Consider the following 13,960-nt stretch of genomic DNA (forward strand, 5'->3'; position numbering starts at 1 on the left):
GTACAGACGATTTCCTGCCGTGCGCACCAAGATGTGTAAATTTCCCGGATTGACCGCCGCATCTAACGACCCATAATCGTTGGATGCGGATTTTTGTGTTTGCCATCGTTTTTTTTGTCGGTTCCGGTATCGCCGGTGCTCAACCCGTTCCCGATCTTGGGCCGGATGTGGACCCTCCGTCGGCAGAAGACTTCAACCCGATGCCTGAAGACCTTCCGCAAGACGGCGGGCAGGTTGTTGTTGAGGACGCGGATCCGGAGGAGGAGCAGTCCAGGCTGGACGAGCTTTATGCAGAGCTTGCAGATACGGACGACACGAACGCTGCGGCGCGTATAACACGCGAAATCCAGCGCATCTGGATGGATTCTGGCAGTGACACCGTGGACGTGCTGATGTCGCGTGCGGGCAAGGCACTCCAGGCAGACGATCACGGACTTGCTCTTGATCTGCTGGACGTTGTGGTGGTTTTGAAGCCATCTTTTGCGGAAGGCTGGAACCGCCGTGCGACCGTGCACTACATGCGAGAGGACTTCGGCAAATCGCTGGTCGACATCGAGCGGACGCTTGCGCTTGAACCTCGGCACTGGGGCGCTTTGTCGGGATTGGCAATCATTCAGCGGCGGCTTGGTTTTGAGGACAGCGCTCTGGAAACATTCAAGCGTGCGCTTGAGGTCAATCCAAGCCTGGAGAATGCCACCAAGGCTGTGGAGGATCTTGAAAAAGACGCTGAGGGTGAACCAGCCTGACCTGACAAACGTACCGTTTCCATTCCGATAAACGGTATGTTGAAATGTTTGTTGTTCGCTTCACCATGTATTTTTTGTTGCTGATCTCGGTTCTTCTCATCCTGTCCGCAGCCTATACAGCCTGGCGTGTCAGTCAGATTTCTGCGGCGCATCAGCCCGACGGCAGCTTTGCCGAAATCGATGGTGTCAAACTCCATTACCATCTGTTTCCTGCGGACAATCAGGACAGTGACGCACCTGTCCTGGTGTTCATTCATGGGGCCAGCGGCAATGCCTATGACCCCATGATCGCGTTCAAGGATGCGTTTGACGGCAGGTATACGACCCTCTTTGTGGATCGGCCGGGTCTCGGGTTCTCGGAACGCGATTTTGAACGGCACAGTTCGCTTGAAGGACAAGCCGGAGTTATTGCCGGGTTGCTTGAATATCTTGACATAAAGAAGTCCATTGTTGTTGGACACTCTTTCGGAGCCGCGGTCACTGTCGTTCTTGGGCTGACATATCCAGAACGCATCGCGGGGCTGGCATTTATCGCACCCGTCAGCCATCCCTGGCCAGGTGGCGTGGACTGGCACTATTCGATGGCTGCCCTTCCGATTGTCGGTGACCTCTTTACAAGAACTTTGACGCTACCACTTGCAGAACGCCTTGCTCCCGCAGCCATTCTCCGGGTCTTCGCCCCTGGGCAGGCGCCGGAACGTTATGCCGAACGGATAAACCTGCCGCTCTTGTACAGGCCGCAGTCTTTCCGGGCGAATTCAACCGACATAGCGACGCTGAAACCGCAGGTCACGCGGCATGCCAAATCTTATCACAAGATTGGACAACCGGCATTGGTTGTCACTGGCGCGGACGACACGATTGTCTGGCCGTCGATCCATAGCGAGGGGTTGCGCCGAGACTTGCCAAACGCTGAACTGATCGTTTTGGAAAACGCTGGCCACATGCCGCATCATCTACACAATGACAAGGTCATCGAGGCGCTGGGAACCCTGATCGACCGCGTGAAGGCCGCGCCTGGTGAAGTTCAGGGGACTGCCAGGAAGCCTCAATTGCGCGAACCGGCATGAAAAAGGCGGCACGTGGCCGCCCTTTCACTTCTGTGATGACTTAGTCTCGGTGTTTCAACCGATTAGACCGTCAAATGCCGCCCTGACCATCATTGCCGACAAATGCAATGCGCAACAGGTTTGTGGATCCCGGTGTGCCAAACGGGACGCCGGCAGTCACGATGATCCTTTGGCCTGGCTTGGCGAACTGTTCCGAATAGGAAATTCGGCAGGCACGATCGATCATGTCTTCCTCGTTGGCGGCATCTTCACTGACGACGCAGTGCAGGCCCCAGCCAAGTGCCAGTCGGCGCGCTGTTGCCAGGACCGGTGACAGAACGATCACCGGGCACGCGGGCCGTTCACGAGAGGCACGCAATCCCGTTGCGCCCGATGTCGTGTAACAGACAACAGCCGCCAGATTGAGCGTCTCGGCAATCTGCCGTGCAGCCGCGGAGATCGCGTCGGCACCCGTTGCTTCAGGCTCGGCGCGCTGTGCATAGATGATGTTGCGGTAGTTGTTGTCCTGTTCAACCTGCTGGGCGATCTTGTCCATGGTGGCAACGGCTTCAACAGGGAAATCGCCGGCAGCCGATTCAGCTGACAGCATGACAGCATCAGCGCCTTCGAAAACGGCGGTGGCAACGTCGGAGACTTCCGCGCGGGTCGGGACAGGTGCAGAAATCATGGATTCCAGCATCTGGGTGGCAATCACGACCGGCTTGCCGGCACGGCGGCAGGCACGCGTGATCTGCTTCTGCAGCCCTGGAACCTGTTCCAGCGGCATTTCCACGCCAAGGTCACCACGGGCAACCATGATTGCATCGGACAGTTCAATGATTTCGTCCAGGCGACCGATTGCCTGAGGCTTTTCGATCTTTGCCAGAACTCCAGCGCGTCCACGCGTGATCTTGCGGACTTCGGCCAAGTCGTCAGGGCGCTGCACAAAGGAAAGGGCTACCCAGTCGACATTTTGTTCCAGTGCGGCGATCAGGTCCTTGTGGTCCTTCTCGGTCATCGCACTCGTTTTGATTTCGGTGTCGGGAACACTGATGCCCTTGCGGTCCGAAAGCTTGCCACCAACAATCACTTCAGTAACAGCTTTGGTTGCTGTGGCTTCAATGACTTTCAACTGGATCTTGCCGTCATCGAGCAGCAGGCGGTGACCTGGCTCAAGCGCTTCCAGAATTTCCGGATGCGGGAGGTGGACCCGGTTGATGTCGCCGCCGGATTTGTCTGCGTCCAGCGTAAACGTTGCGCCGTTTGCCAGCATGACGGGGCCACCTGTGAATGTTCCCACACGCAGCTTTGGTCCCTGAAGGTCAGCCAGAATTCCGATCGGCCTCCCGATTTTCTCTTCGACAGAACGGATACGCTCAACGAGCATTTTCAGACGGTCATGATCTGTATGACTCATATTGATGCGGAACACATCCGCACCTGAGCGATACAGTTTTTCAATTATGTCTTGTTCTGAGGAAGAGGGTCCGAGAGTTGCTAAGATTTTGACTCGTCGGTTTCGCCTCATCGCCCACCTGTTCCTTGTTGCACGGGTTCGGTCAACTGGACTGTCCAGCTGCTCTGTTCGCCCGTGTCGATTTCAAAAAAGCCTGTCCGCTCAAATCCGCGAGCCACACAGTCTTCAATTCCGCGAATGGTGAACTCTTTCTCCCGGGTGCACATGAATGCCCGGCCGCCCCATTCGCCAAACTGGTCGTAATCAACTGCGTAGATGTAATAGTATCGTGACACCAGCGCGCCCGGGACCAGCGTCTCGCAAGAATTTGATGCGAGGTTCCACCAGCCTTCGGTGACCCAGTCGGTCTTGTCTTTGTAGCCTATGGCGACACCGACCTGACTGTCTGTCTTGTTGCACAGGCGCAAATCGGCCCTGGCGTCTTCACTTGATGCGGAAAAAAGCAGCACGGTCAAAAGTCCGGTCAAGGCAGCTTTCATGGGCACACCAATACGTGCCCGAGACCCACCCTGGTACCGTTCCCCAACCTTAAACATATGCAGTCGTTCACTTTGCTGCTTTACAGACATTCGCTTTTTGCGTGGACAAGGGGGTCTTGTCAACGTCGTTAACAGGATACGGATGGCTTTCGCCCAGACTTAATCCCGAAATCGCCCCTTGAAATTTGCCCGGAAGGACGATTACCCCACCTATGAAGTCAAAAATGGGGCGGGAACAAGGCCGTTGGGACCCTGATAGAAGTTAGCCATCAACAAACCGTATACAAAGTGGGTCTTTCCTCAGGAAAGAGGCTGAAAATAAAGCCGTTTTCCGACGTGCACCCGATTGCCGGATGTTGAGAGACCGGTCCTCCCGAATCGGACGGAGGACAGATTATTATTCAGGCTTGGTTCCGGAACGAGTTTGCCGTAAACCTGTCCGCCTGCGCCTGCAGACGCCTTCAGATTTTCCACGACGCGAGAAATGATAGAAACAGCAGCCGAGGCTGGCGAAGCTTTTCAGCCAACAGAATACATACCTGGAGACTTCAGTTCCGGCCTTCTGCTGTTGTGTGACCATGCGCGCAATACAGTACCCCCAGGCTATGGCGACCTTGGAGTTCCCGCTGAACAGTTTCAGCGGCATATCGGCTACGATATTGGAGCGCGCGCCGTTACCCTTGAACTTGCCAGGCGTTTGGAAGCGCCGGCCTGCCTGACGACATTTTCACGTCTCTTCATTGATCCCAATCGCGGCGAAGACGACCCGACATTGATCATGAGATTGTCAGACGGCGCGGTTGTGCCGGGAAATGCCGGGGTTGACGCGGCTGAAAGAGCGTATCGCATCCAGGCGTTTCATGAGCCCTATCACAGCCTCATAGATGCTACGCTCGAAGCCATGAATGCGGTGACGGCGCCGCCGGTAGTGGTGTCGATCCACAGTTTCACGCCCGTCTGGCGCGGCGTGCCGAGACCGTGGCACGCGACGGTTCTCTGGGACTGTGACCCACGCGCGGTCAAGCCGATGCTTGCCGGGTTGCGCGCGCAAGACGACCTCGTTGTCGGTGACAATGAGCCTTATGACGGTGCACTCAAAAACGACACAATGTATCGGCACGCAACGCGCAATGGCCTTGCTCATGTGTTGCTTGAATTGCGGCAGGATTTGATCGCCGACGACAGTGGCGCCAAGGAGTGGGCCGATCGTTTGGAGCCGACTTTGCGGGCAATTGCGCAAATGCCGGATTGCCGGAAGATTCAACACTTCAAATCGCGCAGCGACACTGACTAAACGCCGCGAATTTGGCTTGAACTGGAAGATCCAGGGAGGTTTGCATAATGGACGAACAGACAAAACTCGAACTAGAAGCCGCTGTGTTCCGACGTCTCGTCGAGCATCTGCGTGGAAGAACCGATGTTCAGAACATCGACATGATGAACCTTTCGGGTTTTTGCCGGAACTGTCTTTCCAACTGGTATCAGGACGCAGCTGCCGAGAAGGGACTGCCATTGGAGAAGGCGGATGCGCGCGAGATCGTTTACGGCATGCCCTATGACGAATGGAAGTCCAAGTATCAGACCGAAGCGAGTGCTGAACAGACGGCAGCTTTTGAAAAAAGCAAACCTCAGCACTGATCGGCGGCACGATTGCCGGTCATTCATCGCTTGACGGACATCACCGAGTCTGGCAGGGCACACGCAATTTTCATGGAACCCGTCAGGCAAGCAGATTTCAGCCTTCCGGGGACACATTGATTGTCAAGAAAAATGAAGAAGGAGAACTAAGTTCATGTCCGATCCGGGTGGAGTAGCAGCGGATCAGCTGCGCGCATTTGTCGAGCGTATCGAGCGGTTGGAAGAAGAGAAAAAGGTCATCTCTGACGACATCAAGGACGTTTACGCTGAAGCCAAGGGTAACGGCTACGATGTAAAAATCCTGCGCAAAGTTGTCTCACTCCGCAAGAAGCAACCTCATGAGCGTGAGGAAGAGGAAGCGGTGCTGGACCTCTACATGCATGCACTTGGCATGGCGGCGCCGGCGGCTTCCGATTCAGAAAGCTGACTTCAAGGTGGGCTCTATAGCCGGCCACGACGAAAAAGAGCGGCCCCATGGGCCGCTCTTTTTTTGTCTTAATTCGTCAAGAACCTGAAGCGTTATCGTGCAAAACGCACTGGAAGCACAACCACCGCAGGGCCATCGAAGCGGTCTGTTCTAAGCCCGCCATAAGGTGCGCGATCAAAGCTTGCGGAGACGAACCGGTTGCCCGGCATCATGACGTTCTTCAATGCGCGCTGGTTGGGGTGGCTCAATGACGCAAATGCCTGGTGACGGGTGGTTCCAGCACCTGACAAAAGCGTAGACCCTGATTTGTCGGGCAGGCTGGCGAAGCCGGCCAGCGGATCCACGATCTGATCACGTGGAATGCGTCCCGACAGTGAGGGCTGTACCGGTGCCGGCCGGTCTGGATTGGCTGATTGAGGGCGCGCTTCGGACTGACGTTGACCGGTGATGGATGGCCTCAACGACCGGCTCAAGGCAGGCGGTGTCGCAGCTGCCGAAGCATAAGCCAGCGTTGTTTCAGGCCGTGGCGCGGGTAATGGCGAAGGAACTCTGGTTCCGGTGGCCGCCGCAATTGCCGCGACAGGGTCGGTGACGGGAGCGGAGGCAGGAACCGGAATGGAACCGGTTGTTCCCAAAGTTGCCGCTGCAAGCTGTGCGGCTTCGCTGAGGCCCTGATCAGGTTTTTGAGAAGGTGCGCGTGCGACCTGGAAACGACTGTCGATGACCGCGTTGGTCGGCAGTGGCTGGCCATTTTCGATTGCAATGCGCTGCGCGTCCAGGGTGTTCGCCACTGGAGCCGCAGTGCCAATCGCTACGGAAGGTACAGGTTCGTCGATACCGGGTTTGAACGTCGGCGCGGCACTTGCAACGAGCACAGGCGCGGTCGCCGGCTCAGGTTGTTGCTCTTCCAGTACCTTCCTGGTGGGGACCGGCGGGTTCTTCACCACGGGCGAAACGGTTGCTTGTGCCGGTGTGCTCCGCTGGTTGCCAACAGCTCCTGGACGCGCAGACCGATTGTTGTTGTCATTGTCGCCACCGAACAGACTTGCGAACAGGTTGCCGCCACCAGATGTGTTGCGCTCCTGGCCGGCTGCCGGGATCGGCGCGCCAGGCTTCGTCAGGTTCTGATCTCTTGTGCTTGATCGGCCCTGACCGGAGGATGAGCGGCTGTTGGAAGCGACGATGGTTGGGCGCGACGGTCTCTTCTTGCCGGACTTGGCTTCCGCGAGTGCAATCTTGTAGCCCTTCAGCGGCTTGCCGTCTGACGGAATATGAAGCGTCTTGCCACTTGGAAAAACCCTGGCCAGCTGAGAGCGGCTCATCTTTGGCCAGTGTCGTACCCGGCCGGTGTCCATGTGAACAAATGGCGATCCGGAGCGTGGATAATATCCGACGCCGCCGATTTCCTTACGAAGACCGGCTTCTCTCAGCTTGGCAAGATTGACGCCAGGTATGTAAAAATCCATCGCTTTGCCGAGCGTGTGCTGGCTGTTTCTTGCCACACCTGACGAACGCTTGCGGAGCATGTTGTTGGTCGCCGGTGAACGGTAGCTGGAGACCACGTAAATATGGTCTCGCGCGCCAACTTTCCGATACACTTCCCAGACAAGGTCGAGAAGTTCCGGATCCATCTTGATGATTTCGTTGCGTCGCCAATCGCGCAAGAAACGATTGGCTTCTCGCAATCCACCTGGAAGATAGCGTCCGTTTTTCTTGAACGTGATGGATACGCGTTCTTTGGTGTGCGTGTTGTAAAGCTTAAGTGTGCGGGTCTCGGCCTGTGCTGCAGGCACAAGGCAGGCAGACGCAACAGCAAGCGCGCCTGCAATCTTCGCGGCACGTCTCAGCCATACGGCGGCGTTGAAACCAACTAACCGTTTACGCAATCTCTATCTCGCCGTTTTCGAGGGCTTGCGCCCATCCCGTGCTCCCCAGCAGGTGGGATTATTAGCTGCTGTAGGTTAAGAAGTTTTTACCCTAAATCCGCTTGTTTGATAATCGTGGCAGAATTGCAACGATGCAAGTGTGATGAGGGCAAAATCCTCCGGTCGCGCTGGATAACCGGAGAATGCGTCAAAAAATCGTCCAAATTCATTCAACTGTCCTTGAGTTGCCTCAAGTCAGGCTGCGGCATCTTTGCCGCCCTCTTCCAATCCGTATTCCTTGAGCTTCCGATACAGGGTGGAGCGCCCGATTCCGAGTCTCTTGGCAACTTCCGTCATGCGTCCGGAATAGTGATTGATGGCGGCGCGAATCAACTCTTCCTCGATGTCGGTGAGTTTTCGCACATGCCCGTCCCTGTCCAGATTGCGCATGAAACCGAATGGTGCGGCCTGCTCGAATGCTGACGTGTGTGCCGGCCGGGGTGCTGGAGTGTGCGCAGGAGCCGCTGTCACCGATGCACCGGAAATCGATGACGGTCCTTCGGATACGGCGGCCGGTGCCAGGATGCCTGAAGATACTCCAGGCTGGGTGGCGGCAGAGGCGACCTGCGGAAAATCATTTATGGTCAGCTGAGCACCATCACACAGGACCACGGCGCGGAAGACTGCATTTTCCAGCTGCCGGATGTTGCCAGGCCAGTGGTAGGCCTGAAGTAGCTCCAGAGCCTGCGGAGCGACGCCCGCAACCTGAGGCTTGCCCTCCTCGGCTGCAAAGCGGGCAAGGAAATGCCGTGTCAGGGCTGGAATGTCCTCCCGTCTGTCGCGCAGCGGCGGAATCCAGATCGGAAAAACATTCAAACGGTAATAGAGATCTTCCCGGAAAACGCCTTCCTTGACCTGATCGACCAGGCGGCGGTTGGTCGCTGAAATCAGCCTGAAATCCACCTTGACGGGCCTGCGGGATCCAATCGGGTCGATTTCACCTTCCTGAATCGCACGCAACAGTTTCACCTGCACTTCCTGGGGCAATTCACCTACTTCATCGAGAAACAGGGTGCCGCCATGTGCTTCCTGGAATTTGCCGACATGTTTGTCGACTGCACCGGTGAAGGCTCCCTTTTCATGTCCGAAAAGAATGGATTCCACCAAATTATCGGGAATAGCACCGCAGTTGACGGTCACCAGCGGTTTTGACTTGCGGTCGCTGGAGCCCTGGATAGCGCTGGCTATCATCTCCTTGCCGACGCCGCTTTCTCCCTCGATCAGAATGGGAATATTCGAAGCAGCGGCGCGTTTGCCAAGATTGATCACACGCTCCATCGCGGCTGATTGCGTAACAATGTCAGCGAATGTCAGTGTGCCGGAGACCTGTTTTCTGAAACGGGTGATCTCGCCCTCAAGGGCGGATGTCTTGAGGAGGTTGCGAATGGAAACGTTCAGGCGTTCCGGCGCAACCGGCTTGACTGCAAAGTCCTGTGCGCCGGCATTCATGACCGACACAACCGTATCGATGCCGCCATGTGCCGTCTGGACAATGACGGGTGTTGCGATCTTGTCTCCTCGCAGGCGTTCAAGCACACCCAGCCCATCCAGTTCGGGCATGACCATGTCCAGAATGATCAGATCGATCTCACTGGCTTCCGGACCAGTCATGATGCGGACGGCCTCCGCGCCGTTTTCTGCTGTTTTCGAACGGTAGCCGAATTTCTTGACGGCTTCCTGTAGCAGCCTGCGCTGGATGGGGTCGTCGTCAACGATAAGAATTTTGCCGCTGATTGCTTGCATAGCGTGCTCTGGTCGCCCTGAATTGTCTCGTTTCGAGCCATTCTGGTCGCAATTGGGTAAACAAATCGTCCAGGTGAAGGTGAAAAAGTTTTCCTTTTCCGATTGCAGGGTTGGGCCTGGCACGCCTAATTAGTCAGAAGGGCTTTTTCATTGCCTGCACTTTTGGCCGACCGTTCCCGGAGACATTCATGCCTTTCCCGACACCCGTATTCGCCGCTCAGTCTTCTGCATCGGCTGACCTTGGCTCTCTTCCGGAGTGGAACCTGAGCGATCTTTATCAGGCAGTGGATGCTCCTGAAGTCTCTGCGGACCTGAAGGAGAGCCTGGATCGCGCAAAAACCTTCGAGGCATCCTACAAAGGCCGGCTCGCAGAAATGGCCAAAGACAATGTGCCGGCGTTGGTCACTGCCATTCGTGCTTTTGAAGACCTTCAAGATCTGATGGGGCGACTGATCTCTTTTGCTGGTCTGGTCTATGCCGGTAACACCGTCGATCCTGTTTCTCAGAAATTTTATGGTGATGTGCAGGAACAGATCACGACAGCCAGCTCGCATCTGCTGTTTTTCACGCTTGAATTGAACCAGGTGGAGGATGCTGTCGTTGAAGCTGCGCTTCAGGACCAGCAGCTGGCGCATTATCGTCCTTGGATCGAAGACCTTCGCAAGGACAAACCGTATCAGCTGGAAGATCGCGTCGAGCAGTTGTTTCATGAAAAGTCAGTGACCGGGAGCAGCGCCTGGAACCGGTTGTTCGATGAGACCATGGCGTCTCTTTCGTTCAAGGTTGACGACCAGGACCTCACCATAGAGCCGACGCTCAATCTTCTGGTGGATCCCTCTCCAGATATGCGTCGCAAGGCGTCTGAAGCGCTGACGGCTACTTTCAAGGCAAACCTTGGGACTTTCACCTTGATCACCAACACGTTGGCCAAGGACAAGGAAATCTCCGATCGCTGGCGGAATTTTTCCGATATTGCCGACAGTCGACACCTGGCCAACAGAGTGGAGCGCGAAGTCGTCGAGGCAATGGTTGCTGCCGTTCGCGACGCTTATCCGCGCCTGTCGCACCGGTACTACAAGCTGAAGGCCAAATGGCTTGGCATGGATCAGCTGAACACCTGGGACCGCAATGCGCCGTTACCTGATGCCGATACCCGTGTGATCTCCTGGGAAGAAGCCAAGCAAACCGTATTGTCGGCTTACAGCGCATTCTCGCCCGATATGGCAGACATTGCGGGACGCTTTTTCGACAAGAACTGGATCGATGCACCGGCGCGCTCCGGCAAGGCGCCGGGAGCTTTCGCGCATCCGACAGTGCCGAGCGCCCATCCTTATGTCCTGCTGAACTATCAGGGCAAGATCCGGGATGTAATGACACTTGCACATGAACTCGGGCACGGGGTGCACCAGGTTCTGGCAGGGCCAAATGGTGCTCTGATGGCGCCAACGCCATTGACGCTTGCTGAAACCGCGAGTGTCTTTGGCGAAATGCTGACGTTCAAGTCCTTGCTTGCAAAGGCTTCCGATCCGCAAACGCGCAAAGTGATGCTGGCGTCCAAGGCGGAAGACATGATCAACACCGTGGTGCGGCAGATCGCGTTCTACACCTTCGAGCGCAAGGTGCATTCCGAACGACGCAACGGCGAACTGACCTCAGACAAGATCGGCGAGCTTTGGCTTTCCGTGCAGGAGGAAAGCCTCGGGCCGGCGATCAAGCTGAACGAGGGTTACGAAACCTACTGGACCTATATCCCTCATTTCATTCATTCGCCATTCTACGTTTATGCATATGCGTTCGGCGACTGTCTGGTGAATTCGCTCTATGCCGTTTATGAGGAAGCGGAAACGGGCTTCCAGGAAAAGTACTTTGATCTGTTGAAAGCTGGTGGCACCAAGCATCATTCCGAATTGCTGGTACCTTTCGGACTGAGCGCAGCTGATCCCGACTTCTGGAAAAAGGGCCTGTCCGTTATTGAACGGATCATTGATGAACTGGAAGACCTGGATAAGGCCTGAGGCAGAGTGCTGTGACGGAGGAACGGTCTGTCCACTTTCAGCACCGTCCCTATGACGGGACGAGTCAGCCATTCACAGTTGGGTTGAAGCCGGTTGCGGAAAAGGAATGGCTGGAGGCTGACACCTTCCTGAAACCGCACCTTGCTGAAAAGGCCAGATTGTTCGCAGCAAGGCCCGATGACGTTTTTCGGGCCGAACCTGATACGGAGGCTGCGCAGGCCGAGGTGCTTGGGCTGGTTGTGGAGCATCTGCGGCAGTTCCACGGCAGCACACATGACGTCAGTTCAATCAGTGTCAGCATCCCCGCCGCCGGGCGGTGGATAGACTGCACAGATCTTCCGGCGTTGAAAACAGCGTCCCTCATGGTTCAGGAGGATCTTGTCCTCATGCGCCCGGGACAGGAAGGCTACCGGCTTGTTGCGGCGTCGCTGTGCTTCCCATCTTCCTGGTCTCTGGGACAAAAGTTCGGTCTGTCGATGGCCGATATCCATGAGACCGTACCCGATTTCAACGGCGCGCGCATGGGGCAGATGGTGGCGCGCCTCTTTGACAATCTTAAGCCGGGACAAATTCTTTGCAGGTTCAACTGGTCTGCCTATCCGGATGACAGGCTCCACCATCCAGGTGCTCATCACATTGAGGTGGAAGCGACTGGGCAGGTCCTGGCGTCGCTTTTCTTGCGGGTTGAAAGGCAGACCCTTCGGCGCTTGTCTGGGTCGGGCGACATCCTTTTTACGATCAAGATCCATCATGATCCGATGGCTGCCCTTGAAGGCCAGACTGACAGTTCTGACGTTGCCAGCGGGCTCTCAAGGCAATTGTTGGCGCTAAGCAGCGAACAACTGCGCTACAAAGGACTGCATACTTCGCGAGATACACTTGTCGCTGCCTTGCACGAAGTCTCTGAACGGCTGCGGCATTCTGACTGACCTTGCTGCTGGATATTAGCGGCGAGATACATATTTAGTCCGGAGACACTATTTTGAGCCAACCGGGGAGAGCCCTGCAATATGCCACCGTCCAAAGACCGTGAAAGCAATCGCTTCAGCGCCAGAGTAGGGCGCTATGCCAAGGTCGGCACGAATATGGGCGGGATAGCAGCCAAAGTTGCCGGCGCCCGATTGTTTGGCATGGAGCTCGACAATGCCAAGAATGCTGCGGAGCTGGCTGAAGCGCTCGGCGGCCTGAAAGGGCCGTTGATGAAGGTAGCTCAGCTATTGTCCACTATTCCCGACGCGCTGCCGCCAGAATACACAACAGAACTCGCCAAACTCCAGGCAAGCGCGCCCCCGATGGGTTGGGCGTTCGTCAAACGGCGGATGCGGGCCGAGCTTGGTGGGGACTGGCAGAACAGGTTTGCCGAGTTTGGCCGAGAGCCGGCGGCGGCGGCATCGCTCGGACAGGTCCATCGTGCTACCGCGCATGACGGGCGTGTGCTTGCTTGCAAACTGCAATATCCCGATATGGCCTCGGCAGTGGAAGCCGATCTCAAGCAACTTCAAATGCTGTTTTCGTTGCATCGTCGTATGAGCCCGGCCATCGATACGCGGGAAATCGCCAAGGAAATCAGCGCGCGCGTTCGAGAAGAACTCGACTATGGCCGGGAGGCAGCTCATATCGCCATGTATCAGGACATATTGTCCGAAAGCGAAGAGATCAGGGTCCCGAAAGTTGTTGAAGACCTGTCGACCGGTCGTCTACTGACAATGGGTTGGCTGACCGGAAAGCCACTTCTGGAGTTCAAGGAACATAGCCTTGATGACCGAAACCATCTGGCCAGGACGATGTTCCACGCTTGGTGGCATCCCTTTAGCCATTTCGGCGTGATCCACGGCGATCCGCATTTGGGCAACTACACGGTTTTTGAACAGGAAGGCAAACCAGCAGGCATCAATCTCCTGGACTATGGATGCATCCGCGTCTTCCCGGAAGCCTTTGTCGAAGGCGTGGTTGATCTCTACCGTGGGCTGCTTGAGGAAGACAACGATCGTGTGGTCTCCGCCTACGAGCGGTGGGGCTTTACAAATCTCAAAAAGGAAGTCATCGAGGTTCTGAACATCTGGGCTCGTTTCATCTATGGACCGCTTTTGACGGACCGTGTGCGCTCGATAGCCGATGGTGTTTCGGCTGCAGAATACGGCCGGAAAGAAGCCTTTCGTGTCCATTCCGCACTTAAGAAACTTGGACCGGTCACCGTGCCGCAGGAATTTGTTTTCATGGACCGTGCAGCCATCGGACTTGGCGGCGTGTTTCTGCACTTGCGTGCGGAGCTCAACTTTTTTGAGCTGTTCAATGAGCAGATAGATGGTTTTGAGGCTGCAACTGTGCGTGCGCGTCAGGATCGCGTGCTGGGTGCGGCGGGCCTTGCGAATGAAACCCATGCTGCCTGAGCCTAGATTCTCTGTGCGGAAAACCCCGGCAAGACCAACCGGTCAAAGAGTCGCGTCCGAGAGGCGAATAA

The 13,960-nt window shown here is 56.2% G+C and carries 12 protein-coding genes; 8 read left to right on the plus strand and 4 right to left on the minus strand.

Annotated elements, in window-relative coordinates; all coding sequences use genetic code 11:
* Window positions 1–95: 95 nt before the first annotated feature.
* Window positions 96–746: a tetratricopeptide repeat protein gene (locus tag Q0835_RS10520; RefSeq protein ID WP_298819817.1), complete on the plus strand. Its 651-nt coding sequence runs from the start codon at window positions 96–98 to the stop codon at window positions 744–746.
* A gap of 44 nt (window positions 747–790) precedes the next feature.
* Window positions 791–1,816 carry an alpha/beta hydrolase gene (locus tag Q0835_RS10525; protein WP_298960948.1) on the plus strand — a complete coding sequence of 342 codons (1,026 nt, stop codon included), beginning with the start codon at window positions 791–793 and terminating at the stop codon, window positions 1,814–1,816.
* A 70-nt stretch (window positions 1,817–1,886) separates the two neighbouring features.
* Here the strand turns inward: Q0835_RS10525 and pyk are convergent, their stop codons facing one another.
* Window positions 1,887–3,323, minus strand: a complete 1,437-nt coding sequence (gene pyk, locus Q0835_RS10530) for a pyruvate kinase (RefSeq protein ID WP_298819821.1) — start codon at window positions 3,321–3,323, stop codon at window positions 1,887–1,889.
* Window positions 3,320–3,751: a DUF1036 domain-containing protein gene (locus Q0835_RS10535; RefSeq protein WP_298819823.1), complete on the minus strand. Its 432-nt coding sequence runs from the start codon at window positions 3,749–3,751 to the stop codon at window positions 3,320–3,322. Before Q0835_RS10535 ends, pyk begins: the two co-directional genes overlap by 4 nt.
* 484 nt (window positions 3,752–4,235) lie before the next feature.
* Between Q0835_RS10535 and Q0835_RS10540 the strand changes: the two genes are divergently transcribed.
* The 3 genes from Q0835_RS10540 (at window position 4,236) to Q0835_RS10550 (ending at window position 5,816) form a co-directional block, all read left to right on the plus strand.
* Window positions 4,236–5,045, plus strand: coding sequence for an N-formylglutamate amidohydrolase (locus Q0835_RS10540; RefSeq protein ID WP_298960950.1), 810 nt, complete (start codon window positions 4,236–4,238; stop codon window positions 5,043–5,045).
* A 47-nt stretch (window positions 5,046–5,092) separates the two neighbouring features.
* A complete protein-coding gene (locus Q0835_RS10545) occupies window positions 5,093–5,389 on the plus strand; it encodes a DUF1244 domain-containing protein (RefSeq protein ID WP_298819827.1) in 297 nt (98 codons plus the stop codon).
* A 154-nt stretch (window positions 5,390–5,543) separates the two neighbouring features.
* The gene (locus Q0835_RS10550; RefSeq protein WP_298819829.1) at window positions 5,544–5,816 is read left to right on the plus strand and encodes a DUF2312 domain-containing protein; all 273 of its coding nucleotides are present in this window, start codon (window positions 5,544–5,546) and stop codon (window positions 5,814–5,816) included.
* 92 nt (window positions 5,817–5,908) lie between these two features.
* Here Q0835_RS10550 and Q0835_RS10555 read toward each other — a convergent pair whose 3' ends face one another.
* Entirely contained in the window at window positions 5,909–7,702 is a 1,794-nt protein-coding gene (locus tag Q0835_RS10555; RefSeq protein ID WP_298960952.1) for a DUF882 domain-containing protein, read from the minus strand.
* A 234-nt stretch (window positions 7,703–7,936) separates the two neighbouring features.
* Window positions 7,937–9,484 (minus strand): sigma-54 dependent transcriptional regulator, encoded by a 1,548-nt coding sequence (locus Q0835_RS10560; RefSeq protein ID WP_298960954.1) that lies wholly within the window; start codon window positions 9,482–9,484, stop codon window positions 7,937–7,939.
* Window positions 9,485–9,672: 188 nt separating this feature from the next.
* On the opposite strand from Q0835_RS10560, the gene Q0835_RS10565 reads away from it, so the two are divergent.
* The 3 genes from Q0835_RS10565 to Q0835_RS10575 all read left to right on the plus strand — a co-directional run bounded on the left by Q0835_RS10565 (window position 9,673) and on the right by Q0835_RS10575 (window position 13,889).
* Window positions 9,673–11,499 (plus strand): M3 family oligoendopeptidase, encoded by a 1,827-nt coding sequence (locus Q0835_RS10565; RefSeq protein ID WP_298960956.1) that lies wholly within the window; start codon window positions 9,673–9,675, stop codon window positions 11,497–11,499.
* 11 nt (window positions 11,500–11,510) lie between these two features.
* A complete protein-coding gene (locus tag Q0835_RS10570) occupies window positions 11,511–12,428 on the plus strand; it encodes a DUF3445 domain-containing protein (RefSeq protein WP_298960957.1) in 918 nt (305 codons plus the stop codon).
* Window positions 12,429–12,509: 81 nt separating this feature from the next.
* Window positions 12,510–13,889 (plus strand): AarF/ABC1/UbiB kinase family protein, encoded by a 1,380-nt coding sequence (locus Q0835_RS10575; RefSeq protein ID WP_298819835.1) that lies wholly within the window; start codon window positions 12,510–12,512, stop codon window positions 13,887–13,889.
* Window positions 13,890–13,960 lie beyond the last annotated feature (71 nt).

The sequence above is a fragment of the uncultured Roseibium sp. genome, assembly GCF_947499295.1.
Classification (GTDB): Bacteria; Pseudomonadota; Alphaproteobacteria; order Rhizobiales; family Stappiaceae; genus Roseibium.

Bases quoted from the DNA above. Each gene is read 5' to 3' on its own strand.
- Q0835_RS10540 (WP_298960950.1), top strand. From the start codon at position 4,236: ATGATAGAAACAGCAGCCGAGGCTGGCGAAGCTTTTCAGCCAACAGAA.
- Q0835_RS10575 (WP_298819835.1), top strand. From the start codon at position 12,510: ATGCCACCGTCCAAAGACCGTGAAAGCAATCGCTTCAGCGCCAGAGTA.
- Q0835_RS10565 (WP_298960956.1), top strand. From the start codon at position 9,673: ATGCCTTTCCCGACACCCGTATTCGCCGCTCAGTCTTCTGCATCGGCT.
- Q0835_RS10550 (WP_298819829.1), top strand. From the start codon at position 5,544: ATGTCCGATCCGGGTGGAGTAGCAGCGGATCAGCTGCGCGCATTTGTC.
- pyk (WP_298819821.1), bottom strand. From the start codon at position 3,323: ATGAGGCGAAACCGACGAGTCAAAATCTTAGCAACTCTCGGACCCTCT.
- Q0835_RS10545 (WP_298819827.1), top strand. From the start codon at position 5,093: ATGGACGAACAGACAAAACTCGAACTAGAAGCCGCTGTGTTCCGACGT.
- Q0835_RS10525 (WP_298960948.1), top strand. From the start codon at position 791: ATGTTTGTTGTTCGCTTCACCATGTATTTTTTGTTGCTGATCTCGGTT.
- Q0835_RS10535 (WP_298819823.1), bottom strand. From the start codon at position 3,751: ATGAAAGCTGCCTTGACCGGACTTTTGACCGTGCTGCTTTTTTCCGCA.
- Q0835_RS10560 (WP_298960954.1), bottom strand. From the start codon at position 9,484: ATGCAAGCAATCAGCGGCAAAATTCTTATCGTTGACGACGACCCCATC.